Source organism: Chryseolinea sp. H1M3-3, assembly GCF_029360725.1.
GTDB lineage: Bacteria > Bacteroidota > Bacteroidia > Cytophagales > Cyclobacteriaceae > Chryseolinea.
This window is the reverse complement of record NZ_JARKMY010000014.1, coordinates 81,796-107,202: the sequence shown is the minus strand read 5'-3', so window position 1 is coordinate 107,202 and position 25,407 is coordinate 81,796. Positions and strand designations below refer to the sequence as shown.

Genomic DNA, 25,407 nt, shown 5'->3' with positions numbered 1-25,407 from the left:
ACATTAGTTAAAAAGGAAGTTTAGGATTGTTTAATTTAACATGAAGAATCTTGCATCAAATGACGCCAGACAAAATTTTTATTAAGAAGCTTTTGGATTCAGCGCATGACTCATCTATTTTAAAAATTTTTTCAAAAGGGGACTACATCATTCGCGAAGGTCAAGTAGAACAGTCGTTTTACGTTATAGAGACTGGCGCTGTCAGGGTTTTTCATGTTACAGAGTTTGAAGAACAGACCATTCGTTTTGGATACGAAGGTTCCATCATAACTTCATTATCATCATTTATCACAGGGAAGCCCTCTGAGTTTTACATAGAGGCTCTTAGAAAAACAACGCTGAGAATAATTCCGAAACATCATTTGTCTCAAGTTGCAAATCAGGACATGGAAAGTATGGTCCAATACAACAAACTGTTGGAAGCGCTCATCGTTCAGCAAATTGAACGTGAGATTGATTTGTTGACTGAATCACCTACCAAAAGGTTGCAACGCGTTTTGGAAAGAAGTCCTAATTTATTCCAGGAAATTCCGCTGAAGTACATTGCATCTTATCTAAGAATGACACCCGAAACCCTTAGCCGGATTCGGAATTCTTGATTTGAATCAATGCGGGGAAATTGATTAGTCCAGAGCTTTGTTAAAAAAAACAATATGCAAATCGATAACAATGTTTTAGTCAATGACCTGCTGAGACGTATTGAAAACTGTACAAACAAGGTAAAGCAATTCGAATCGTTATCCTTGGAACAACTGCGCTTCAAGGCCGAAAGCCAATGGAGTATTTTGGAATGCCTTGAACATTTAAATTTGTACGGCGATTTTTATCTTGTTGAGATAGAAAAACAAATTCTGGCGAGCCCATACAAAGCTGGATCAACAAAATTTAAAAGTGGTTTGATCGGAAACTATTTTGCGAATTTAATGGAGGTGAAAGATGGAAAAATTAAAAAAATGAAATCGCCTAAAGATAAAAATCCCTCAAATACCACGTTGACTACTACAACAATTAGCCGTTTTCTTAAGCAGCAGGAAAGGCTTGTAGATCTATTGAATAAATGCCGCGCAATTGACTTGACGAAAACGAAGACCTCCATTTCTTTAACTTCATTTATCAAATTAAGATTAGGGGATACTTTACGGTTTTACACCTATCACATTGAACGACACGTTTTGCAAGCTGAAAGGGTACTTAATAATGTAAGTGTGTTTGAGCATGAGAAGGTGAAGGCCATGAATGTTTAATGGCTATTCAATAAATATTTTAACTGAAATTTTTTTTCAATAAGTCAGCATGGCAGCGGGATCAAGATAAAAGCTTTCTCAAAATTTATCTTAGCTAGGGTCACGCGATCGTTAGGTAAAGTTAAATTCCCTAACCTCGGTTGCGCTTTCTGGAATTATTTATGTTCCGATCCTAAAAAACATTACCTTTACATCACTGCTCATGGGGTGCCCTTGTGAATGCATTAAAAATGCATTCGCTGAAAAACAGGCTGAGATTATACCCATTGGAGGATGAAATAAACTTCCATATACCTGATCTGGATAATACCAGCGTAGGGAGAGAAATCACAAGACCGTACTCCTATAGGTACACTTCGTGAGCATGACTAAACGACCCAAAGCATGCATTATGTTCACGAATGGCTTGAGCTTTTCAGGCAGGAATTACTACACATTGACGCGATTCAGGTTGCCGTTTTAATATTTGGCGTTTCAGAAGTTCTGCTGGCCAGAGCGAACAACATTTTGCTTTATCCTACCGGTATAATTGCTACAATATTGGGAATCTTTAGTTTGTTTTCAGCACAGCTGTATGCCGAATGCTTATTGCATGCATACTACCTTGTCATGAGCATCTATGGGTGGTGGTATTGGGCTGCGAAAAAAAAAAACGCAAAAGCGGTAGAGATAACGTTTACGTCATCCAAAGACTGGATCATTACATTTGTCATTGTGTTTGGCGGGTCCGTTGTGTTGTTCTTATTTCTTTCAAACATGACCGATTCTCAAGTTCCTGCCTGGGATGCGTGGGTAAGTGCAACAGGGTGGGCGGGTATGTGGCTGTTAGCGAAACGTAAAATTGAAAACTGGTTACTGCTAAATATTTCCAACGCATTCGCTATTCCTTTGCTCTTTTACAAGGGACTTCCGCTACTGGGTCTACTCACCTTGTTTCTGTTCATCGTAGCATGCAAAGGATATTTTGGCTGGCTTAAAATCGCGCGGAAGAGAATGATTAGAGAAAGTGTGACCACCTTTTAAATATGAGCAATACAATCCAGCATCCATCCATATTCTTATCAAAATCAGTGACGGCTGAAATTATGAAAGAAAGTAGTGAAGCCGAGCGACACAGGAATCTTACCGACACACAGCGAAAGATTATTCATCAGCAAAACTGGTTTAATTTATATGTCCCGAAGGTTTATGGTGGGCTGGAACTTTCGCTGCCCGAAATTTTGAGAATAGAAGAATGCCTTGGTTGGGCAGATGGAAGTACCGCCTGGGTAGTAACCCTTTGTAGCGGGGCAGCGTGGTTTGTAGGATTTATTGACCCAGCTTTGGCCAAGGAAGTATTTGCTCACCCTAATGTTTGCTTTGCAGGTAGCGGCGCCGTAACAGGTACAGCAAATAAGACAAAAAGAGGTTATGCAATCGAAGGACATTGGAAATATGCAACGGGTTCGTTACTGGCTTCTGTTTTCACGGTAAACTGCCAGGTAAGAGAGAATGGTAACCTATTATATAATTCGGATGGATCTCCCGTAGTTACATCGTTCTTATTAAAGAGGGAGGAAGTGGTTGTTCATGATACCTGGACGTGCATGGGAATGATCGCGACCGGCAGTCATGCTATCGAAGTGAAAAATGTTGTCGTACCGTTAAATCGTTCTTTCCAAATACATCCATCGCATACAACATTAAGCCAACACATTTTTAAGTTCCCTTTTTTGCAACTTGCTGAAACAACCTTAGCGGTAAATTTGTCGGGGATAGGTTATCGCTTTTTGGAGTTATGTGGGGAATTGTTTTCAACAAAAAAGAGCAAGGCACTTCATACAAAACTTTGCAGTAGCCGTAAAAATCAAGATGACATCAGAGCTGAATTTTATTTTGGTGTTGAGACTGCATGGGACGAGTTGATATCTAAAAATCATGTTTCCGAGGCAGTCCTGATTAATGTTAGCAATTTGAGCCATCAATTGGTGCATCGGACACGGGTGCTCATTAATGAATTTTATGGTTACTGTGGCCTGGAGGCTGCCGATATGCGAAATGAAATCAACCGCGTCTGGCGAAATTTCCATACGGCAAGCCAGCATAGTTTGTTCGGAAAGAATTTCTGATCTGGATTTTGTTCGGATGACCCAAAAAAGTTATTGATAGTGAAGTAGTTCACAGTGCAATTAATTTCAAATGCGGATTTTACCTTTCGCTTATAGACTATCGTATAGCATCTGTGTCCCTTCCGTCGAGGTTGCATGGTCTATGCGTCGTTCTTGCGTCAGGCTTCCGATAGGTGCCCCTGTTGACGCAAGGTTCCTGCATCAAAACCGATTCTGATGCAAGGATCGCGGAATCGATAGGCATCTTCAAGGCTAGTTCCATAGAACAATGGAGGGTACGTTACAAATATTTTATGATGGCGTAGTCAGAACAAGAGGCAATGCAATCGTAACAACAAATTACGATGCAGACATTCTTAAACCCATGCCACCTTCCAAAGCCCAAGTTTCACTCCCTTTAGATGGTGTTCAAACACGGAACCACTGCACAATGATAAGCCTAACCCATATGTGGGCGTAAAAAGTTACAAGTTTTTCGTCTTTTATTCAGACTTCTCTACTATGACCATAGTTAGTAGATCATTAACGTTACCATGCAACGTCACGCTTATACGTAGCGCTTATACCGCCACAGCAATCTTGCTGTACTTGTTCCGATAATCAACCGGCGATAGCCCTGTAATTTTCTTGAACACGCTTCTAAATGCTTTGGTGTCGGTATAACCAACGTCATACATAATTTCATTCACACTTTTCCGGCTGGTCTCAAGACATTTTTTTGCTACTTCAATTTTAACGCGTTGCATATACTCGACCGGCGTATTGTTGGTTGCCTTCTTAAAACGTCTCTCAAAATTTCGTTTACCCACAGCAAGCCTCATTGCAAGATCTTCAACAGAAATTCGATACGCCACGTTATTTTCTATGAATTCTTGAGCCTTTTTGACCGATTCATCTTCATGTCCCTTTTGGCCGTTGAACATAATAAATGGTGACTGACTTTTTCGATCGAATTCAACAGCAAATACCTTGGCAGCAACGATAGCAATTTCTCGATCCGTATATTTTTCTAAAAGATAAAGCAACAGGTTCCAGTAGGAATTCGCCCCACCGCTTGAGTAGAGACCCTGTTCTTCAGTGATGATTCGATCGTCGACTAAATTTACTTCAGGGAACATGCTCCGGAAAAGATTCGCGGAGCGCCAATGTGTTGAACATTGCTTTCCGTTTAATAATCCTGTCGATGCCAATAAAAATGCTCCTATGCACAGACTCGCGACTTCTGCGCCTTGCCTGTATTGCTTAACGATCCATGGAATAAAATCCTGATTTACTTCCAGCGCCTTCTTCATTTCACCAAACAATGCTGGCACAAATATCAAATCGGTTTTTTTAACATCGCTGATTAATTCGTCGATATGAACTGTAAAAGATCCATTGTGCAACCTTACCTCTTTTGATAATCCCACAAGTTGAACTTTAAACACCGGCTGCCTACCCATAGCTTCTAGAAATTCATTCGCAGCTGTAAACATATATCGTGGATCTTCAATGCTCGCTAGTACAGCTTCGTTCGGTACTATAATGGAAATGTGTTTCATACTGGAAGACAATTTTCGATTTTAATACTGTTAAATTTTTATCAGGTCAAAGATACAAAGTATGGCGTAATCGGCCCTACATAATGTCGGAATTGCAACCCACCAAACCTGTTAATATCGTTTACTTTTGAATCCGTATCCTTCATTTAAAACTCTTGGAAGGACAATGCAGAAGGAGTGCAAAGTATTTTGACACACAACACCAATTACTAACAACGGCACCGCTTCAAGAGAGGAATACAAGTTCACACATGTATCGTGATCAAAAAATCAAAAAAAAATGGGCTAAAAAATCAAATATTTAACAACATGATCTCCGTAAATCCGTACCTCAATTTTAATGGAAATGCTGAAGAAGCTTTTAATTTTTATAGATCTGTTTTCGGCGGAGAATTTATTGTTCTTCAGCGGTTCAAAGACACTCCGGAAAAGGACAGTGTTGCAACTAATGACCAGGAAAAAATTATGCACATTTCCTTGCCGATAGGTGAGGCAAACATTCTAATGGCCACTGATGCATTGGAATCTGCCGAGCGTTCATTGACAAATGGAAATAATATGCACCTTTCGATTAGCACAGATAGTAATGATGAAACGAAAAGGATTTTTACTGGTTTATCCGCAGGTGGTAGGATAACCGTGCCGTTGGGTAAAACGTTTTGGGGCTCATACTTTGGTATGTGTACCGATAAGTACGATATCCAATGGATGGTGAGCAATGATGAGAAGTGATAGGCGAGGTAGAATTAAAAATAATTGTAAATACTTGAATCTTAATCAATATTGAATGGCTACTCAAATTTTTGTTAATCTTCCGGTAAAAAATCTTTCCAGGTCAATAGCTTTTTTTGAAGCTTTAGGTTATAGTTTTAATCCGCAGTTTACCGACGACAAAGCCGGCTGCCTTGTAATCAGCGATACGATCTATGCGATGTTACTCACAGAACCTTTTTTTAAAACATTCACAAAAAAGGAGATTACCGACGCCAGTAAAGCTACTGAAGTCATTATTGCAATTTCTGTAGAAAGCAAAAAGGAAGTCGACGAACTTGTAAATAAAGCATTTAAAGCCGGCGGCGCGAGATCAAATGATCCTCAGGATTATGGTTGGATGTATAGCTGGAGTTTTCAGGATCCCGATGGACATCTTTGGGAAGTGTTGTACACGGATCCCGCAGGTCCTCAATCTTAAAAAGCGTAATAAATAAATAACACTATGAAAGCAGCGGCATCCAAAATGACATCGAATGTAACCATCGACGCGTATTACGATGCGTTACCTGCGCAGGTACGTGCTACACTAGAAAAGATGCGTAGTACAATTAAGGCTGCAGCGCCGAAATCGGAAGAGGCAGTTAGCTATGGCATTCCGGTTTTTAAAAACAACGGCCCTCTTGTCGGTCTCGGCGCAGCAAAGAATCATTGTGCGTTTTATGTTATGAGTCCGCAGGTAATGGATTTATTTAAGGATGACTTGAAAGATTATGATACTTCGAAGGGCACCATTCGATTCGCTCAGGATAAACCACTTCCGGCGAACCTTGTTAAGAAGATAGTAAAGGCCAGGATGCAGGAAAATGAGACGATACTCTTAGAACGTAAATCAAAGCAAAAGAAAAAATAAAATATGGGTACATTCGCATTGTCAAAGTATCACAACAGGCAAGAATGTACAATTACAACGCCTCATATCAAATCTGTGTCATTATGAAAAGTATTTTGGTAGTCTTAATAGTAAAGTATGAGCAGTATGATTGAAGTATTCAAAACCAACGTTTCGGATAGAGAACAAGCAGGTAAGCTAGCGGATCGAATAGAGCGCGTCCTGTGTCATTGTTGTGTTAACTTCGACCTGGACGACTGTGACAGAATTCTCCGTGTAAAAGGAATTACTGGTGAAACGGATATTTGCCAAATAATAAGTGTTGTTAAAAGTTTCGGGTATGATGCAGAGATATTGCCGGATGATGGGCCATTTCTTGGAGAGGACTTGTCTGAAGAGGTAAGTATGGAGTTATCCGATATACACGCTTGAGGGACAGATTCGTTTTACTTCGCATTCAATTGATTAACAATAATTGTTGTAACAATAGTTAAGATCAGCGTATGCTACACGCTGATCTTAATTTCATCACCTAAAGTTTCTCGACACCGATGTTTTTGACGCCCGTAAATTGCAGGTAAGCCATCAACATAACCCACACGGCGACAGCGCCAATGAGGCCATATCCCAACGGCGATAAGTTGAACAATTGCAAAACGACAATCGATGCACTTGCAATTATCCAAAGGCAATCCATGGTAATGATAACCTTTACCATTTTTACGTTGTGAGCTAGCCTTCTGCTTTCAAAAAATACCATGGTCGCAAATGCAACAAGGAAAATTCCCACTGCTATAAAAGGCGTGCTGTTGTGCACCGTGAAAAGCGTGGCAATCTGATCAGCAAATACCAATAATACAACGCCAGTCGCACCGGAACTTAGCCCGTTGACAAGCAATACATTTTTGAGTGTTTTCATATCCATATAGTTTTTTGTTGAGTGTGAGACAAAGGTATTCCAGGCCCGAGGCATCAGGTTTACCTTTTTACGTCAACAATTTATCATTTCATGACAAAGTGCTTCGCGGGTGTTTGAATGATGGATGAAAAAAATATTTTTGTAGCATGGATAATCAACGGAAACAATTTGTACAAAGCTTGATTGGCTATGCAGTGCAGCGAGATATTAATGCACAGCAACTTTGCACATATTCGAACGTTGACTTTGCTGCAGTTAAAAACGACCCGGCGTATATCATTACAGATAAACAAGTCGAAGACCTATGGTTTCAGGCAAGTCATTTATGTAGCGATCCGTTGTTCGGACTTCACTTTGGTGAGTCACTTCAGCTGTCGGCATTAGGTATTGTTGGTGAGATCATTAAGGGTAGCAGAACAGTCGGTGAAGCAATTACTATTGCAGCCTCGCTAACACCGCTTATAACCGACAGATTCGTTATTGAAGTAATACGGTCCAATGAATGGTTTAAAATCCGAATTCGCCTGGTAGTTAAACCGTTGCGTGACAATTTTTTTGAACGCCAATTCATGGATTTGTTGATGGTATTTTCTATTCACGAGTTAGATGGACTTGTTTTTGAAAAGGTCAAGCCGGAGAAGGTCGTATATGCTTATCCGATTTCAGAAATCCAAGAATACACACGCATTTTAAGATGTGTGCCCACTGTACAGAAAAATGAGTGTGCCATTTATTTTAACAGTAAGTATTGGGGCGAACCCATTTTATCAGCGGATTATGAACTGCAGCAATTTCTATTGCAAAAAGTGAAGAGCTCTTTACGGGACGCTGCAACACCGAAATATCGCGAGCAAATTTTTCAACATTTATTGAGTAACGCATATCTTGGAATCCCTTCTTTACAAGATGTAGCAGCGAATTTTAACATCACACCACGGAGTTTGCAACGTAGGCTTCAGGCGGAGGGCGCCACTTTTCAGCAGTTGTCGGATGATGTACGCAAGTTACTGGCATTACATTATTTGGAATCAGGAAAACATCCTGTAAAGGAAATTTCCCACATGCTGGGTTATAACGAATTGAGCGCCTTCTCACGTGCTTTTAAACGATGGACGGGAAAAGCACCAGGCAATTATTTATCATGACCGTTACCTGGCTGGAGACAGTGTCTTGTTGGATATAATCTTTAAAGTTTTTTACATTGCTGCGCACAATCTGAAACCCTCCTGACTTATGAGTACACGCCGGCGATTCATTTCTCAGCTGTCGCAAGCATCTACGCTCGCTTTTTTGCCTTTACACGTTCAAGACCTTTTTGCGGCGTCTTCTGTTAATCAAGACACTATTATTGATGAAGTTGAAATTGTGAGGCTGACAGGCTCTCATAAAGTTATTCCTGGTTTACATCGTCAGTATCAGGCAAAACCGATTCACATTTATCCGGATCAGCATCCGGCACCGTATTCTGATAATGTTAACGCCAAGGAAACCACAGAAAAATTAGTACACGATTATCTTCGCATTCGCACAAAGGGTGGGCTGTCGGGAATGTACGGTGCGATAGATGCTGAAGCGATTACACCGATCTTAAAACAACTCCGACCATTCTTGATAGGAAAGGATGCCCTTGCAGGCGAAACACTTTGGGATCAGTTGTACCGAAATAACCGACACGCCAGAGCAGGGCATTATATGATGGCCCTGAGCGCCGTAGACAATACATTGTGGGATTTACGAGGCAAAAAATTTAATGCACCGGTCTATGAATTGCTGGGAGGCCCGACGAGGAAAGACGTCCGGGTGTACGGAAGTTGCCTTGGATTTACTGTAGAAAAAGGGAAGGTTGCGCCTAGGGCGAAGCAACTGTACGACCAAGGTTTTCTGCACCAGAAATGGTTTCTTGCGTATAGCCCTGGAGATGGGAACGCAGGACTAAAAAAAAACATTGACCTGGTAGAGGAATTACGCGCAGCTTTAGGTTTTGACGCGGAAATCATGTTCGACGCATACATGGGGTGGGACTTACCCTTTGCTACTGCATGGTGTAAAGCCGTAGAAAAATTTCGGCCTTATTGGATTGAGGAGGCTTTCAGCCCAGAACGCCTCGATAATTTTATTCAACTGTCAAGAAGCACTTCAATTCCGGTGGCAACCGGGGAACATTTCTATGGCCGTTGGGAAGCTCAAAACTTTTTGCGCGAAGGTGCCATTCAAATTGTTCAGGCTGATCCTGAATGGTGCGGCGGTGTAAGTGAATTAGTGAAGATCTGTAATATAGCGTCGTCATTCGGTGCAAAAGTTTTTCCTCATGGTCATGCAATCCATGCAACACTTCACGTTGTAGCAAGCCAATCTCCCGAAGTCTGTCCTTTAGTGGAATACCTTATTAATCATGTTGCGCATAAAATGCATTTTCAAAAAGAACCCTTGCTTACGACTAACGGTATTCTCCCGTTGCCACAAAAGCCTGGCTTCGGGATAGCATTGGACGAAGCTAAAATTGAAAGCCAACAAGTTATCACGAGTTAATTTCCTCTGCACCTATGAGCGCCAAATCAAAAGGTAAACAGCTTAGATTTCGTTGTTGGATTGACATCGATGGTGAACGCTTCTTTGGTCCTGGCCGCGCGGAATTGTTAGCGTTGATACACGAAACGGGCTCCATTTCTAAGGCTGCAAAGGCAATGGGCATGTCGTACAAAAAAGCCTGGACCATGGTCGATGGATTAAATGCCAACGGAAGTAAACCCTACGTCATTTCTCATAAAGGTGGCCAGCAGGGTGGAGGAGCAGAAGTCACCCCGGCTGGGTTAAAGATGTTAAAGTCCTACCAAAAACTGAATAAACGATTGTTTTCGATTGTTGAAAGCAACATCGATATTCTAAAACTGATCTGATGCCGGTTCTGTATATTGGTTCCGAAATTTTTGTTAATATTATTATCTTGCGTTATACCCATCCGTACATATCGTTGAGATAACAGACGCCCGAGCATGAAGAAATTGATTTTTTTAATTTTCGTGATATGGAGTGCAGTATTGACTTATGCGCAGCCATCCGAAAAGATCTTGATCGCGGCGGCTTCTGATTTAAAATTTGCGATGGACTCCATAGTATTAGTTTTTAAAAAAGAACATCCAGGTATAGACATCAATGTTACGTATGGATCGTCCGGAAAACTTTATGAGCAGATCAGCCATTCGGCGCCGTTTGACTTTTTCTTTTCCGCCGATAATGAATATCCGATCAGTCTTAAGAAAAATGGGTTTACTATTTCAGAAGTATACCCCTATGGCATTGGTAGGATCGTTATCTGGAGCAAACAGTTCGATCCAAATCGAACAGGTATAAATATACTTCTGGATAAAGATGTTTTGAAAATCTCCATGGCAAATCCAAAGCATGCCCCGTATGGAAAGAGGGCGGAAGAAGCGCTAAAATTTTATAAGGTTTATGAGGGTGTAAGTTCAAAACTCGTCTATGGTGAAAATATTTCACAGGCTGCACAATTCGTTACTGCAGGTGCAGCAGACATCGGTATCATCGCGTTGTCATTGGCGCTTTCTCCAACCATGAAAAAGCACATAGGACATTACTACGTCATCCCGGAAGCGTCACACAGACGGCTGGAGCAGGGTTTCGTCATGCTAAAGCATGCTGAGCATAATTCGTTGGCGCCGATGTTCAGAGATTTTGTCCTTTCAAAACAAGCGACTGACATTCTTTCTTATTTCGGTTTCGCTAAAATTAACAAAGGGGGCTCATGATAGAACTAGATCCTTTTGTTCTTACTTTTAAACTTGCGACAGTCACTACTATTATACTTTTTTTAATCGGCATTCCACTTGCATATTGGCTAACCTACAGTCGGTATAAAATAAAATATGTTGTAGAAGCGTTAGTTAGTCTCCCTCTGATCTTGCCTCCCTCCGTGTTGGGGTTTTATTTGCTTCTGGCATTCAGCCCACAGAATTCTTTTGGGAAGTTTCTTGATGAATATTTCGAGGTGAGACTCGTCTTTACATTTCCAGGTCTTGTCGTAGCTTCTATATTATATAGTCTTCCCTTCATGATCCAGCCTTTGTACAACGGCTTTAAGATGTTGCCATCATCTTTGCTGGAAGCTTCTTACACACTTGGAAAAGGTCGCATGACTACGCTAAGAAAAATATTACTTCCAAATATTCGTACGTCCTTGATCACCGGAAGTATTCTCACCTTTGCGCATACTGTAGGCGAGTTTGGGGTTGTCTTAATGGTAGGAGGAAATATACCACGGGAAACGCGTGTCGTATCTATTGCACTGTATGACGAAGTTGAAGCAATGAATTATGGACAAGCGCACTTGTACGCCATTTCACTTCTTCTATTTGCTTTCCTTACCCTGTTAGTGGTATACCTGGTTAACAATCGATCCACTATTAACCGCGTTGCATGATCCACATTTGTCTTAAAAAGAAATTATTTTCGTCGCGGGGTGACATGAATCTCGACGTTGATTTCAAAGTCAATACTGGGGAATTGGTTACACTCTACGGCGCGTCAGGAGCAGGTAAAACTACGTTACTAAGAATGGTCTGTGGGCTAACTAATCCGGATGGGGGTTCTGTGATGGTACAAGATGAAACCTGGTTTGACCATGAGAAGAAGATTAACCTGAAACCGCAACAGCGCAATGTAGGAATTGTTTTTCAGGACTATGCACTATTTCCAAACATGACCGTTAGAGAAAATTTAACCTATGCCCTGGGAAAGAACCAATCGAAAGATATTGTTAATGATTTGCTGGAACTGATGGAACTGACTAGTTTCCATGACAAAAAACCAGGATTTCTTTCAGGTGGGCAGCGACAGCGTGTAGCCATTGCGAGAGCATTGGTGCGCAGGCCGAAAATTTTACTTCTTGATGAACCCATGTCTGCGTTGGACACCGTCTTACGTTTAAAGATACAGGATTATATTCTTCAGGTGCATCGGCAATACAACCTGACAACCATTTTAGTAAGCCATGATATCTTTGAAGTTATCAGGCTTTCGAAACATGTTTACCTGATGGAGCAAGGAAAAATTGTACGGGAAGGTGCACCTGCTGCAGTCCTTCCATTGCAAACTTTGAGGCGTTTGATCGAAGGACTGCCAAAGGGTGACTAAAAATCTTATCTTCTAATTCTTACAGATGCCTTTATAGGGGTGGAGTCAGGAAGATGAATGACGTATTGATATTGTCCTTCCTGGAGAGGTTGGCCTCCCATCGTTCCATCCCAGGTATTGTTGTAAGACACTGCCTCATACACGATCTGTCCTGCCTGATTAAGAATTGTTAACCTGGAATTTTTATAACGTTCGTCATCAGGCCAAATCCAATAATCTTCTTTGCCATCCCCATTGGGTGTAAAAACCCGAGGGATAATACCTTCCGACTCCGAAGAAGACTGAACTATTACATTGACAAGATCACTGCTTGACATCCCGTCTTCACCGACGACGGTCAGTTCAAACACATAGGTTCCTTCAACCAGGTCTGACAGGATAATCTCGGTATGTTGCGGATTGAAAATAGGAGAGCTGGGTCCTTCAACCTGTTGCCAGGTATATTCAAGTGAAGGGCCATCCGGATTTTCTCTAGGTGCAGAGAGTGTTGTCGAATTGTTTGGCAAAACAAGTATAATATCATCTCCTGCGTTCGCGACCGGAGATATGCCACCTCCAACAGTAATAGAAATAACCTCCGATGTTGAAACAGCATTCGAGTTATCGGTTGCTGTTGCTGTTAATTCATAGCTCCCCGCGGCAACATTGGCCCAGATGAAGCTGTATGGACTTATTAAATCTTCGCCTAATTTAACCGTGCCGTTGAAGAACTCAACTTTGGAAACAGTACCGTTTGCATCAGAAGCCGTTGCTGTGATGGTTATCGTTCCAGTATTGAACTGAGAGTTGTTCAATGGACTTGTAATGGATATTGTTGGTGCTGAATTTACCCCACCCACTGTAATACTTACTGATGCAGATGTAGTCACGGCGTTTTGATTGTCAGTAGCCTTGGCTCTCAAGGTATGTGTCCCTGCGGGTGCGCCGTTCCAGGTGAAACTGTAAGGAGCGGTCAGGTCTTCGCCGATTTTCGTGGTTCCGTTAAAGAATTCTACTTTAGTTATAGAGCCGTTCGCGTCTGCAGCCGTAGCTGAAAGTACAATAGGTGCACCGTTATTATATCTTGCATTGTTTGATGGCGTTATTAAAGCAACGGTCGGGGGAACATTAGCAGCTCCTACAACAACACTAACAACACTTGACGTTGTCACGCTATTTTGATTGTCCGTCGCTTTTGCCGTTAAAGCATGTGTGCCCAGTGGTGCACTTCTCCAGGTGAAACTGTACGGCGCGGTAAGATCTTCGCCAAGTTTGGTCGCTCCATTAAAGAATTCAACTTTACTTACCGACCCGTTAGAATCCGAGGCTGTTGCCGTGATGGTTATGGAAGCACCAGAATTAAACTGTGAGTTGTTTGCAGGCGTGATAATGGCAACCGCGGGCGGAATATTCCCGGTTCCCACCGTAATGCTTACTGATGCTGACGTTGTAACACTATTAGCATTATCAGTAGCTTTTGCGGTTAATGCGTGTGTTCCCGCTGCTGCGTTATTCCAGGTAAAGCTGTAGGGACTTGTAAGGTCTTCGCCTAGTTTAGTTGTTCCATTGAAGAATTCAACCTTGGTTACGCTGCCGTTCGTATCCGAAGCAGTAGCCGTAATGGTGATGGGCACACCAGTATTAAATTGAGCATTGTTAGCAGGTGCTGTGATGGAGACGCCAGGTGCGCTGTTGGCACTGACCGTGATACTTCTGGCAGCTGAGGTTATAACAGCATTGAGATTGTCCGTCACTTTAACTGTAAGGCTATGCGTTCCATTAGGTGCGTTGTTCCAGACAAAGGTATAGGGAGCGGCTGTGTCTTCTCCAAGTTTAGTAGTACCGTTGAAAAACTCAACTTTAGTTACTGTTCCGTCCGGGTCGGATGCGCTCGCTGTAATGGTGATGGGTGTGCCTTGTGCAAATGAGGTATTATTTGCCGGGCTTGTAATGCTCCCTACAGGCTGACTATTGCTTGCGCCACCATAATTAAACTGCACTGGTTTATAACCAGGTACCCAGGCTTCGCCACCGAATTCATAAGCACCGATATCAGGTGCGCCAACGCTGCCATCAGTTATACCAGGTATAATAACACCCGCGTTGATTGCAGGCGAGCCTGTGTTAGGTCTGTATATCAAGCCTCCTTGCCCGGAGTTAACAAACTGCGGATTGATAGCGGGTAACAAGGCGTTTGCAATATCGCCAGGAAGCCCAGGTCCGATGATGATCTGACTTCTGTAAATATTATTTCTTTGTATATCGAAAGGACTTGTACGATAAGTGATGTATGATCTTGGATATGAACCACCGGTGTTCGCAAAAGTATTGTTGTAAAAATTTATGGTACTCGGTGTGCCCAGTCCATGGGTTGAATTTCGCGTCTCATTCACTACCTCGTGATACACATCTGCCGCACCACAATTCCAGGTAACATTATGATGTATAGTTCCAGGCCCTGTAGCCTGGTCAAAGTAAATGCCCACGTTTGCTCCAACGTCTGGCCCATCAGGTGCGCCAGTATCGTGAATCCAGTTGTGGTGATAATTCATTCCTGTTAAATTACATTGGCCCCAAGCGTAAGTTGCTCCAACATCCTGGCTGATGAGTCCCCATTGTGAAAAATCGTTGTAGCTAATTTCTACATTGAAATGCTGACCATTCCAATTGTAACCAAAATCAAAGCAGGATCGGCCAGTCCTGTATATGGTGTTCCGTGTGATAACTTGCCCGCCATCGCGGTCCCATAAACTTATCGGATTCGCCCAGAATCCGACATATCCCATATCGTGCATCAAATTATTTTCTGCGCGGCAGTTTGGTCCAAGCCATACGCCAGATGAACCTGAGGAATGTAGCTCACTGTTTTTGATAACGCTGTTTGCGCCAAGTAATTTAATTCCAAATATTTTAGACATGCCGACGCCCTGCCATTCTCCAACGTCATGCCTAACATGGTGATTCATGTAAGATGCCCGGATATTATCGAGGAGTGTATTCACACTGGCAGCATTACCTACGGCGGGCTCGCATCCTTTAAAAGTCAGGCCTGCAATGGTAATGTTTGATTTTCCACGAATATCGAAAGCCCAGTTTCTTGCTTTATATTCAATGGTACCAGATGGGATTCCGCCGCCTGGTTGCCAGAAATATAAAGTACCGTTTTCGTAATGCCATTCTTTTGCTTGTGTTAGCAAGGCCAGTTTGCCTGTTACATAATAACGTTGACGGCTCCATTTTCCCGTTGCTGTGTTGTTCCAAATGTCAGCATGATTAAGCTGATTGCCGGAATGAGAAGTAATCGTTCTTGTTTCCGTTATGAACCAACCGTTGGATACTAAAGTAGCACCTTGTAACTGAGGGGCGGGGAGGGGTAAACCGTTATCTTGAAGATATCCAGGTTCCCAGATGACCATGCTGGATCTTTGTCTGAATTTATTACGATCAAGCAGGTCGGCAAATTTATCTATTTTAGGCCACCGTGCTTCAAACATCATTTCACCATCCTTAAAGATCTGGTTGGCATAAATGGTTGTATTGTTTTCTATACGCGTGGTACTTGTGTTAAACCCGTTAACCGGAAGTGTAATGCTTTTCTTATAAACATTACCATTGTGCAGGGTCCAACCCGTAGTGCCTACTTCATTCAAACCGCTGATTAAGACGGTTGCATTTCCATCGGGTTGATAAATGATTGGGTTTCCTGCGGCGCCTGAATTGGCAGGAACAATAGTTTCCCGATAGGTACCTGAGCGAATTTTAACAATGTCACCGGCGACGGCAACACTAGCAGCCTTTTGGATGGTAGCGAAAGGCTGTGCTGCTGTGCCTGGGTTATTATCGGAAGCACCGGTTCCACCCACATAATAATCTCTGGCGATTACATCACAAAAGCCCACAACTAATAAGATCGAGAGAATTATCCTATTCATCCTTTTAAGTTTAAAAAAATTGAGATTAGTAACACTAAATGGGTGTTAATGGATAATAGACTTTGTACGATTCTAACATTAGGTAGTGTAGTTTGTTTCAAGTGGTTAAACTACAAATGCTGGTCAAAGGTAGAACGAAAGCGATGCATTAAATAATGGATTCCGATTAGGAAGGAAGAGGCTCGATAGAATACCCTATGTTCAGATAATTGACCCAGCGTGTGAAAGACATATAATTTGTGTTTAGTGATGTACTTTTAATGTGTTACAAGCGGTAAAAATACATTAACATAATTTGTCTTCGTGGCTCAAACGCCTGGATAAATTTATACAATCGTTGCAGCAGCTAAAAATTACAAATGTTGTAGATTTTTTCTACACATCTTTTGCATATTGCGTTTATGTAATTTACAAGGTTAGTTCGTTAAGTTTTTTTACTTTCGAGCCATCAAAAAAAATTGGCACAAAAATTACCAATATTCAGGAGTCCTCATTTTTAAAAACTAGACAACCCATGGTACAAGTAATCCGAAACACATCACGATTCATCATGTTGGCCTTGCTCGTCGTTCTCATGGCGACGGCGGGAGGCTGTAAGAGTAAAAAGAAGGCAGCTGAAGCTGCCGCAGCTGCTGAAAAAGCCAGAATGGAGCAGGAAGCAGCAGCGCTCAAAAAACAACAGGAAGAAGAAGCACGCAGGCAGAGAGAAGCTGATGAAGAAGCAGCAAGAAGGGCCGCTGAAGACGCAAAAAAGAAAAATCCTCAAAGCCAGCTGGAGCAATATTTCGGCGCGATATCAAATTCATCTAATGAGGCATCGGCCAATAGCAGCATCAATGAAGCATTATCGATGTTTGCATCGCCCGATACCCCTGTGCTGATCGTGATTCATGAAGCAGGTGGTCAAAAGGATTATGACAGGCCAACAACAATCCGGAATTACCTTCACTACTTAAAAGATCAGAAGAAGCAAGCCGATAAAATTGGAAACCTCCAATTCGACAACGCAGGAAAAATCACTGAGGTAGAATTGGTAAAACAGAAATAATTCAAATTCTTAAAAAACAATAACATGCTTAACTATAAATTTTTATCTACGCTGTTCCTCGGCCTGTGTATCGTAAGCTTTGCATTTGCACAGAAGGATGATATAAGCCCAGCCCGAAAACAGGCAATTGACTCTCTTGCGTTGGAAAAGGTAAGAGACTTAAGTAAATACATCAGCATTATCGGAAATAAGAAAACGCCGTTCTCAGAAGCAACACGTGTCATGGATAGGGCGGAAGAATTGTTTGCCCCCGACAGCGAAATGGGTGTTTCTTCTTTGAACAGAAAAGAAATCAACTACTATAAAGTGCGTAAATATTTTGAGCGCTTAATGGCACTTAACTATGACCGTGTTACAATTTCATGGTACGATATTCATTACATCAGCGATCTGGAAAGACAACCAGATGGAAGGTATGTCGGTGTTGTCACAATTTATCAACGATTTGAAGGATCATCTGATGACGGATTAAAATATAAGGACACCACAAAAAAGGACATCACGATCTACGTCGAAAAGAAAAAAACACAGATTCAAGGGAGGACAATCGAATTCTGGGATGTGTTGCTGGGTGATATCAGGGTGGCCGAAACGAGTGCATGAGAATAAAATTCATAGTCTTCATTGTAGGAATATTACTGTCCAATTCCTTGCACGCACAGCTTGTAGAGGAGATGGAGGATGAGAGCAGGCTCTATGCTGAGAATAAGCAAGTAAATCAGTTCTTCAGGCGCTTTAATGGCGAGGAGGATGAGAAGGGTGAAAGGTATTATCCAAAAGACAGACAATATCGCAGTGAAAAGCTCCGGAAAAAGTATATCGGAATGTTGTTTGACGCCAGCAATCCAGGTATTAGTCCGGAGCTAAAAGTAGAATTCGCGAAAGAAGTCCTTAACAAGGATAAACCCGTTATTTTGAATTTTCATGGGGCCAACTGGTTTTCTGAAGTACACACACTTTTCACGATGAACGGAAAAGATGTACCTGTTACCCTATTCATGGAATTGGAAAAACACCACCTGGGTACACGCTGGGTGATCAGCCGCGTCTATTCCGAAGTCTTCAAATCTGTCTTTGAAAAAGACACCGTCAAGGTTGGAAAATTTCTTCATCCCTTAAGTCATGAACTGGATTTCATGAACTTGAGAAAGGCCTTTAGCAATGCAGATAGTGTAAATCAATACACATTAAAAAAATTCATTCCTGATCATCTATCCGTTTTTTTGTATGAGATAAGGAAAGGAAACATGAAATTCAAGACTGTTGAAGAGGTGAAATTTCACTTTTTTCAGATTAATGGATGGTATTTTGAACTGGCCGAATTTAACCGCTCCGGATATAATACAGGATGGTTGATCTCTAATCTTGTTAAGGTAAAAAATGAGTCTGAAAAAAATCTTCTCAGAAAGTACGTCTATTATGAGACAAAATAAATGGTGGTTTCTTTCGGCTTTTTTTATTTTCATAGCAGGTGTGGAGGTGCAAGCCCAGCAATCCAAACCTGACACAAAAAAGCACGAGCAAAAAGTCAGGGACATGGTCGCCTTTCTGGAGTACGTCCTCAATACTATAGGCAGTGGAACAACGTCAGCCCGCGATAAAGATGTGTTGATTACGGAAAGTTATACCAAGATTTTTCGCGACGCCAAAGTTCAGATAGAAGATGATCTTGTTGAAAAAAGAAATGTTATTACCAACAAGGATGTTCAAGCCTATTTAAAAGACGTTGATTTTTTTTACGATAATCTGAAGTTCGAGTTTACGATAAAAGACATTCAGGGGAAGGTTAACGCTAATGACAGACTGTTTTATAAGGTCTCGTTGATAAGAAATATTCAAGGCACAACCGTTGAAGGTAAACTTGTTAACAATACAATTCCCCGGTACATAGAGATTAATTACGATCCTAAAGATCAGGATCTCAAGATCGTTAGCATCTATACAAATCAGTTTGATGAAAAGGGCGCCCTGCTTAGTTGGTGGAAACAGTTATCGTTTGAGTGGCAATCGATACTTCAACGAAAGTTAAACATTACTGATAGCGTAGATTTAACCGATCTTCAGAACATTGCTTCTATTGAAGCACTTGACCTTACCGGCAATCAGTTTATACAAGACATCGAGCCTTTAACGCAGTTGTCGGGTTTACAAGCGCTGAATCTATCCAACAGTTCTGTCACTGACATAAGTCCAATAAGAAATCTTACAGACCTCGTGGATTTAAATTTGTCGAACACGAAGTTGGAAGATATCGCTGCACTCAAGTATGCCGATAAACTCGTAAAACTAAATCTTAACGGCACGGCTATCAGTGATATCACGGTTCTTGAAAGAATGTCACGACTCGAAAATCTGGATTTGAGTGGAACAAACGTGACCGAATTTACACCACTTAGTTATCTCACCGCATTAAAATATTTGAATCTGGAGAAAGCAAAAATATCGAATCTTTCACCGTTGGATTCGTTGTTCAACCTCAACGAATTAAATGCATCGCGGACCTTGACAGAAAATGTTAATCCACTAAAAGGATTGAATAATTTAACCGTGCTCAACTTGGATAGCACGCAGGTTTCTTACATTAAACCTTTGTCTGATTTAAAAAATTTGAAAATTGTCAGACTTAACAACACATTGATTTCAGATTTAAATGCTTTTCACGATCTGCCTAATATTGAAAGGATTTATTGTGATCAAACGAAAATTAATCGGTCCGTTGCTGAATCCTTCATGGCTTCAAGAAAGGGCGTACTGGTTATTTATGATTCGAAAGATTTAAAGGGATGGTGGGATTCGCTTTCTCAGGCGTGGCAAAAAGTATTTCGTGACGCTGCAGGTACAGGTACGTTACCCACGAACGAGGAGTTAGTGAAAATAACCAATCTTGATTCTATCAACGTTACGGATAACAATGACCTGAAAGATGTTGAACCATTGCAGCGGTTGCAGAAATTGCAGGTCTTACTTGCGAGCGGCACCGGCATTAATAATCTATCGCCTTTGCAAGAGCACAAGCGAATAAAAACACTCGACATCAGCAACACAGCAGTGAGTGATATTTCTTTATTGCCGCAGTTCGGCAATCTTACAATGCTTAAGGCTGACCAAAGCAAAATACAAGACCTGGAACCTCTTGTAGGCCTGCGTAGTCTTAAAAAAATATATGCAGACGAGACGGGCGTTGACGATACAGACGTCCAAAATTTTTTAAGAAAAAATTCTGACTGCCTGATTGTTTATAAAACAGATACGTTGCTAACCTGGTGGAATGAGCTTTCAGAAGATTGGAAAGCAATTTTTAATGCGCAGGTTTCTATTCAATCAAAGTCAAGGCGAGAGGACCTCCATCGGCTTATTGAACTTGAGACCCTCCAGTTTAAGGATGTCGCTGTTAATGACCTGTCAACATTGGGAGTATTCATCAGGCTTACAAACCTAAGTTTCTCCGGAACAGCGCTGTCTGATATTTCCCCGTTGGTAAATTTAAAGACCATTAAAAAATTGTCCGCGACAAACAGCCCTCTTCGGGATCTGGGACCGTTAGCCCAGCTAAACAACTTGGAAGAGCTGGACATTTCAAATACGCCAATTGAAGAGCTAAAACCATTGAGCGCCCTTGAAAACCTCCGCGTATTAAATTGCTCCGGGACGCAGGTAAGCAGCCTTAGCCCATTGGATAATTTGTCTTTGGAATCTCTTGACTGTTCGAATACGAATGTAAAAAAGCTGGAACCACTTTTTGGTCTTCCACTAAAAACACTCAAGTGTTATAACACTCGAGTGTCTAGTAAGGAAGTTGAGAAACTTAAGAGTCGTATTCCTGAATGTAATGTCGTTTACTATCGCTAAGTAGAACCTTCGTTCTTATTCCATTGTGAAGACCCATGCTTCTTTGAATAGATTTTTCCAGCGATATTGGTTTCTAATCTTTTTCGCTTCCTCAATATCGTATGAGGAGAAGATGTAGACGTAGTAGAACTTGTTCTTGGGATTGAGTGCTACGTTAACATCATAGCCTTCTTTCAGCAATTGTTTGGTAAATCGTGTAGAGTGGTCCATCATACTGAACACCCCGACGACCACATAATGCCCTTTCGTGATAGTAAAGCTCTTTGCAGGTCGGCCGGCAGGTTTTTTAATCTCTGTTTTTGCGATGGATTTATTGTCTACTACATACTCTTCAGGGTTTCGTTTTGCATTGTTTTGGGAAGGATCACTTTGAGGCGTAATTTTCTTCGCATCATTCGAAGGTGACTTCTTTGCTATTTTAGCTTCCTTATTCATCGTCTCAATGCTATCTGTTTTCGGAGTATTAGCATTCGCTACTTCGGTAGCAGGCCGTGAATAAATTGCAGGTTTTGGTTTGCTCTTCACAAACGGGAAAGTCTTCTTCTTTCCAAATTTCAAACTCAGGTGTAACTCATGGGCACTCGTTGCACTTACGCCCGATTTAAAGGGAGGGAAATCGTAACTGTAGCTGAATCTGAATTTATCCTTCACATTCATACCAAAGAAAAGCGCTAAACCTTTATTTTGGTTAAATCCAGCACCCGTCCATACTTTGTCTTTATAATAAACCAGGGACGCTGCTTCCCATGCGTCTTGTAAACCATCGGCACTTTGGCGATACAAAACATAAGGCTCCATGGCAAAATTTTGCATCATTCCTAAGTTGAAGCGATAGCTCATAGAGTACAGGCGATTCTTTAAATTTGAAAATGCGAATTTGCTAAATGAATCATGATTGAATGAATTGGAACTAAAAAGTTCTGTAAACGCAAAGCCCAGTTTAAACCCTGAGTGGGCATAAACAACGCCTACGTTTCCATCAACATAAAAATTATTATCAGCTGCATTGATAATAGCGGGATCGTTTGTATTCAATTCTTCTGAAGTTAAATCCAATTGATTCATGCCCACTCCGCCGGAAAGTCCGAATCGTATAGATTGATTGTCTGCAATCGGCACCACATATCCAAACGTAGCCATGAACGTTGAATTGCGAAGTAAAACCTGTTTGTCGCTGGTGATACTAAAGCCTAACGCAACCCGGTTATTTGTTGGCAGTTGAAGATTTAGCCCTGTTATTACGGGTGCATCTTTAAAATTTACCCACTGTTGACGATATGAAAGATTAAGTTCGGCCTGATTGTTTATTCCAACGTATGCAGGATTGAAAAGATAAGAGTTGGCAAAGAATTGACGATAAGGTCTATGCCCGGGCGTCTGCGCTTGTATATTGTACACTAGCCCAACAGTGATTAATGCGAGTGCGAGAAGTCTTTTTTTCATGGCTCAAAAAATGTTAGCGAATTGTCTGGCTGCCTTCACATCATACTCACCACTCCAATGGATCGCAGCATAGCTGAATTCCTCACTGAGTATGACTCTCTCTAACTTACCAGGATTCGTATTTTTAAATTTGGATGTTATCAAATCGGCGGGAGCATGATTGCAACCTCCGCTCAACGGAAGTTCGTGAGATGTGCCGTATGGTTGGGTGAGCGCAAAAGAACTTGCACTTCCGGTAACTACACAAAGGATTAGTAATGTTATCCGCCTCATCAGAACTTTCTAAAGTCTCAAAAAACTTAGATTAAAAATTTTGTTGAAAAAATTTAATGAAGAGTAAAAATTATCATTCACTCTCATATTTTTTTTCGAAAGTCATTCAACTCTCGATGGATGTAGATCTTAAAAAGATGTTACAATATGGGCCCATTAATAATGGAGGTAAAAGTGCTTTCGATAAAGCACCTTATTTGTAGATAAAAGTGTCAATTTAGAGTTGGCGGCGGCGAGTGTTTTTGCGACACATTCATTCTTTGATCCCGAATTTATCAATTTTTGCAATTTAAAGGCGGCGTATGAGCAACACGTACATCAAATGGGTTATGTAAAATCTTAGTTGTTGGGGTGTTAAGTATAGTCGACCGTTATCCTAAACATTTCATATTTTATCATGTTAATGTCACCGGAGCTTCGGGAATTTTCAAAATGAATTAAAAAAATCCACTCGCAATCAGATGAAAGATAATGTTTATGCTACCGTTTGAAATTAGGAATAAAGGAAGTTATTCCCCGAATATTCAATAGCCCATGAGCAATATCATCGACTAATCAAAACCGGGGTCATTGAGAAAATCGTTATTTATAGGTTTTTTCAAGCCGTTTTTGATTGAACATGAGGGTTAACGCAGTAGCAAATTATCCCTTTCGTTGATATAAATGTTAATGAGAAAGGCAGCGGTGGCACATTCAGTTTTAAACTTTGTGGGAATTCAGCTTGAAAAGCTAATTTAATCACGTTTAGCTGTATGTTGGGTGGAGTAAAATTCAATACACGATCGATTTGTGTCCCATTATGAATAACGGGCCAAGGTCATTAGTTAATTGAAAATTAAACCAAGTATTAATATAAAAAAATAAGAAAATGTAAACCCTTGCTGCTGTAAAAACCCCGTTTATGAAGAATCGATTATTATTAATTGGATATAATTTCTATCCAGAGCCAACAGGTATTGGTAAATACAGTGGTGAAATGGTTTCTTGGTTTGTAAGCCAAGGATACGATTGTACCGTGGTGACATCCTATCCTTATTATCCCTTTTGGAAAATTCAGGAGCCTTATTATAAAAGACGTTTTCGTTATACCATTGAAAAAACGGTGGATGCAAATTCGGGTGGATCTCTTGAAATTTACAGATGCCCGCAATACGTTCCGAACAATCCTTCCGGGTTGAAAAGAATGGTTTTGGATTTATCGTTTTTGACGTCTGCTTTTTTTCCCGTGCTAAAGTTGTTGGCCGGTAAAAAATTTGATTATGTCATGACTGTTGCGCCTTCCTTTCAACTAGGTTTGTTTGGCATACTCTTTAGAAAATTGCATAAGGCGAAATTCCTTTATCATATTCAAGACTTACAAATTGAAGCTGCGAAGGATTTGAAATTAATTAAATCCAAAGGCGTCATCAATCTCCTCTTCAAAGTTGAAAAATACATATTCAATAAATGTGATGTTATCAGTACCATTTCCCCAGGTATGGTGGTTAAGGTGAGAAATAAAGCTAAAAAGGATGTTCTACTATTTCCTAATTGGACGGACGTCAATTCATTTTATCCCATTGAAGACAAATCAAATCTTAAAAAGAAATTTTCTTACGAACCTTCCGATAAAATCGTTTTATATTCTGGTGCAATTGGAGAAAAGCAGGGCTTGGATTCAATCTTGACGATTGCCAACCAGTTAAGGAGCCTTAAAAATATTAAATTTATTATCTGCGGCTCTGGACCTTATAAAAAAGAATTGCAGGATTTAGCTAAAAGATTGAAACTTAGTAACGTCAATTTTATGCCGTTGCAACCGCCTTCGGAATTTAATGATTTTCTCAATCTTGCTGATATCCACTTGGTATTGCAAAAAGCAAGTGCTGTGGACCTGGTGATGCCATCTAAGCTTTCTGCAATTTTAGCTGTTGGTGGTTTGGCCATTGTTACTGCTAATCCCGGCTCAGGTCTTCATACATTGATTAAAGAACATAAAATTGGCGTCTTGGTAAGTGCAGAAAACATAGATGAACTAAAGGCATGTATTCTTAACATCGTAAACAATGATTACTCGGCGATGAATATTAATGCCCGGAAATATGCTGAGGAATATCTCCGAGGTGATAAGATTCTAAATGCATACGAATCATTCATTCAAAGTAAGAGGGTCGGTCAAGAAAATATTTTGTCTGATGTTTCTGTTGCAAAGGTTGGGGCATTGAGTTCCAAAATAAAAGAAATGAAGGAGCCGAAGTCAAAACTAACAATCAAAATAAATAACTAATTTAAGATTACGTAGAACACTCGAACTGACAATTAATAAATATTATCCAAC

At 40.9% G+C, this 25,407-nt stretch carries 25 protein-coding genes and 1 riboswitch; of the genes, 20 read left to right on the top strand and 5 right to left on the bottom strand.

All coding sequences use genetic code 11. The annotated features are described in order from the left end of the window. The first annotated feature begins 59 nt into the window (after positions 1–59). From P2W71_RS21695 to P2W71_RS21680, 4 genes are all read left to right on the top strand, one after another. Positions 60–599 carry a Crp/Fnr family transcriptional regulator gene (locus tag P2W71_RS21695; protein ID WP_276373474.1) on the top strand — a complete coding sequence of 180 codons (540 nt, stop codon included), beginning with the start codon at positions 60–62 and terminating at the stop codon, positions 597–599. A gap of 54 nt (positions 600–653) precedes the next feature. After that, the gene (locus P2W71_RS21690) at positions 654–1,244 is read left to right on the top strand and encodes a DinB family protein (RefSeq protein ID WP_276373473.1); all 591 of its coding nucleotides are present in this window, start codon (positions 654–656) and stop codon (positions 1,242–1,244) included. A gap of 193 nt (positions 1,245–1,437) precedes the next feature. After that, positions 1,438–1,581: riboswitch (TPP riboswitch) on the top strand. A gap of 47 nt (positions 1,582–1,628) precedes the next feature. After that, a complete protein-coding gene (gene pnuC / locus P2W71_RS21685) occupies positions 1,629–2,267 on the top strand; it encodes a nicotinamide riboside transporter PnuC (protein ID WP_276373472.1) in 639 nt (212 codons plus the stop codon). 2 nt (positions 2,268–2,269) lie between these two features. Continuing rightward, positions 2,270–3,352 carry an acyl-CoA dehydrogenase gene (locus P2W71_RS21680; protein WP_276373471.1) on the top strand — a complete coding sequence of 361 codons (1,083 nt, stop codon included), beginning with the start codon at positions 2,270–2,272 and terminating at the stop codon, positions 3,350–3,352. A gap of 560 nt (positions 3,353–3,912) precedes the next feature. On the opposite strand, the gene P2W71_RS21675 is transcribed toward P2W71_RS21680, so the two are convergent. Continuing rightward, positions 3,913–4,893, bottom strand: coding sequence for a helix-turn-helix domain-containing protein (locus P2W71_RS21675; protein ID WP_276373470.1), 981 nt, complete (start codon positions 4,891–4,893; stop codon positions 3,913–3,915). Positions 4,894–5,202: 309 nt separating this feature from the next. Here P2W71_RS21675 and P2W71_RS21670 point away from each other — a divergent pair, with 309 nt between their 5' ends. The 4 genes from P2W71_RS21670 (at position 5,203) to P2W71_RS21655 (ending at position 6,928) form a co-directional block, all read left to right on the top strand. Next, positions 5,203–5,625, top strand: a complete 423-nt coding sequence (locus tag P2W71_RS21670) for a VOC family protein (RefSeq protein ID WP_276373468.1) — start codon at positions 5,203–5,205, stop codon at positions 5,623–5,625. Positions 5,626–5,680: 55 nt separating this feature from the next. Beyond that, entirely contained in the window at positions 5,681–6,085 is a 405-nt protein-coding gene (locus P2W71_RS21665; protein WP_276373466.1) for a VOC family protein, read from the top strand. Between the two features lie 24 nt (positions 6,086–6,109). Next, complete coding sequence (locus P2W71_RS21660; RefSeq protein ID WP_276373464.1) at positions 6,110–6,517, top strand: DUF1801 domain-containing protein; 408 nt, start codon at positions 6,110–6,112, stop codon at positions 6,515–6,517. A gap of 117 nt (positions 6,518–6,634) precedes the next feature. After that, positions 6,635–6,928 (top strand): hypothetical protein, encoded by a 294-nt coding sequence (locus P2W71_RS21655; RefSeq protein WP_276373462.1) that lies wholly within the window; start codon positions 6,635–6,637, stop codon positions 6,926–6,928. Positions 6,929–7,028: 100 nt separating this feature from the next. Here P2W71_RS21655 and P2W71_RS21650 read toward each other — a convergent pair whose 3' ends face one another. Further along, on the bottom strand, positions 7,029–7,415 hold the full coding sequence (locus tag P2W71_RS21650; protein WP_276373461.1) for a hypothetical protein: 387 nt from the start codon (positions 7,413–7,415) through the stop codon (positions 7,029–7,031). A 146-nt stretch (positions 7,416–7,561) separates the two neighbouring features. Between P2W71_RS21650 and P2W71_RS21645 the strand changes: the two genes are divergently transcribed. The 6 genes from P2W71_RS21645 (at position 7,562) to P2W71_RS21620 (ending at position 12,566) form a co-directional block, all read left to right on the top strand. Then, positions 7,562–8,560, top strand: a complete 999-nt coding sequence (locus tag P2W71_RS21645) for an AraC family transcriptional regulator (RefSeq protein ID WP_276373459.1) — start codon at positions 7,562–7,564, stop codon at positions 8,558–8,560. Positions 8,561–8,648: 88 nt separating this feature from the next. After that, positions 8,649–9,944 (top strand): enolase C-terminal domain-like protein, encoded by a 1,296-nt coding sequence (locus P2W71_RS21640; protein ID WP_276373458.1) that lies wholly within the window; start codon positions 8,649–8,651, stop codon positions 9,942–9,944. Between the two features lie 14 nt (positions 9,945–9,958). Then, on the top strand, positions 9,959–10,312 hold the full coding sequence (locus P2W71_RS21635) for a winged helix-turn-helix domain-containing protein (protein WP_276373456.1): 354 nt from the start codon (positions 9,959–9,961) through the stop codon (positions 10,310–10,312). 96 nt (positions 10,313–10,408) lie between these two features. Then, the gene (modA, locus tag P2W71_RS21630) at positions 10,409–11,182 is read left to right on the top strand and encodes a molybdate ABC transporter substrate-binding protein (RefSeq protein ID WP_276373454.1); all 774 of its coding nucleotides are present in this window, start codon (positions 10,409–10,411) and stop codon (positions 11,180–11,182) included. After that, positions 11,179–11,853 (top strand): molybdate ABC transporter permease subunit, encoded by a 675-nt coding sequence (gene modB / locus P2W71_RS21625; protein ID WP_276373453.1) that lies wholly within the window; start codon positions 11,179–11,181, stop codon positions 11,851–11,853. Before modA ends, modB begins: the two co-directional genes overlap by 4 nt. Next, positions 11,850–12,566 (top strand): ATP-binding cassette domain-containing protein, encoded by a 717-nt coding sequence (locus tag P2W71_RS21620; protein ID WP_276373452.1) that lies wholly within the window; start codon positions 11,850–11,852, stop codon positions 12,564–12,566. Before modB ends, P2W71_RS21620 begins: the two co-directional genes overlap by 4 nt. Before the next feature lie 5 nt (positions 12,567–12,571). On the opposite strand, the gene P2W71_RS21615 is transcribed toward P2W71_RS21620, so the two are convergent. Continuing rightward, positions 12,572–16,477: an Ig-like domain-containing protein gene (locus tag P2W71_RS21615; RefSeq protein ID WP_276373451.1), complete on the bottom strand. Its 3,906-nt coding sequence runs from the start codon at positions 16,475–16,477 to the stop codon at positions 12,572–12,574. A 514-nt stretch (positions 16,478–16,991) separates the two neighbouring features. On the opposite strand from P2W71_RS21615, the gene P2W71_RS21610 reads away from it, so the two are divergent. Genes P2W71_RS21610 through P2W71_RS21595 form a run of 4 tightly spaced genes read left to right on the top strand, consistent with a single transcriptional unit; the run spans position 16,992 to position 21,374 of the window. Continuing rightward, on the top strand, positions 16,992–17,525 hold the full coding sequence (locus P2W71_RS21610) for a nucleoid-structuring protein H-NS (RefSeq protein ID WP_276373449.1): 534 nt from the start codon (positions 16,992–16,994) through the stop codon (positions 17,523–17,525). A gap of 24 nt (positions 17,526–17,549) precedes the next feature. Continuing rightward, the gene (locus P2W71_RS21605) at positions 17,550–18,128 is read left to right on the top strand and encodes a hypothetical protein (RefSeq protein WP_276373448.1); all 579 of its coding nucleotides are present in this window, start codon (positions 17,550–17,552) and stop codon (positions 18,126–18,128) included. After that, positions 18,125–18,958, top strand: a complete 834-nt coding sequence (locus P2W71_RS21600) for a hypothetical protein (protein WP_276373447.1) — start codon at positions 18,125–18,127, stop codon at positions 18,956–18,958. The genes P2W71_RS21605 and P2W71_RS21600 overlap by 4 nt, the downstream gene beginning before the upstream one ends. Then, positions 18,945–21,374 carry a leucine-rich repeat domain-containing protein gene (locus tag P2W71_RS21595; RefSeq protein ID WP_276373446.1) on the top strand — a complete coding sequence of 810 codons (2,430 nt, stop codon included), beginning with the start codon at positions 18,945–18,947 and terminating at the stop codon, positions 21,372–21,374. The genes P2W71_RS21600 and P2W71_RS21595 overlap by 14 nt, the downstream gene beginning before the upstream one ends. A gap of 15 nt (positions 21,375–21,389) precedes the next feature. Here the strand turns inward: P2W71_RS21595 and P2W71_RS21590 are convergent, their stop codons facing one another. Both P2W71_RS21590 and P2W71_RS21585 read right to left on the bottom strand, forming a co-directional pair. Then, complete coding sequence (locus tag P2W71_RS21590) at positions 21,390–22,817, bottom strand: PorP/SprF family type IX secretion system membrane protein (RefSeq protein WP_276373445.1); 1,428 nt, start codon at positions 22,815–22,817, stop codon at positions 21,390–21,392. Positions 22,818–22,820: 3 nt separating this feature from the next. Further along, positions 22,821–23,090, bottom strand: a complete 270-nt coding sequence (locus P2W71_RS21585) for a hypothetical protein (RefSeq protein WP_276373444.1) — start codon at positions 23,088–23,090, stop codon at positions 22,821–22,823. A gap of 56 nt (positions 23,091–23,146) precedes the next feature. Here P2W71_RS21585 and P2W71_RS21580 point away from each other — a divergent pair, with 56 nt between their 5' ends. Together P2W71_RS21580 and P2W71_RS21575 are read left to right on the top strand one after the other, a co-directional pair. Further along, the gene (locus tag P2W71_RS21580) at positions 23,147–23,293 is read left to right on the top strand and encodes a hypothetical protein (RefSeq protein ID WP_276373443.1); all 147 of its coding nucleotides are present in this window, start codon (positions 23,147–23,149) and stop codon (positions 23,291–23,293) included. A 698-nt stretch (positions 23,294–23,991) separates the two neighbouring features. Beyond that, positions 23,992–25,356, top strand: a complete 1,365-nt coding sequence (locus P2W71_RS21575; RefSeq protein WP_276373441.1) for a WcaI family glycosyltransferase — start codon at positions 23,992–23,994, stop codon at positions 25,354–25,356. Positions 25,357–25,407: the final 51 nt, after the last annotated feature.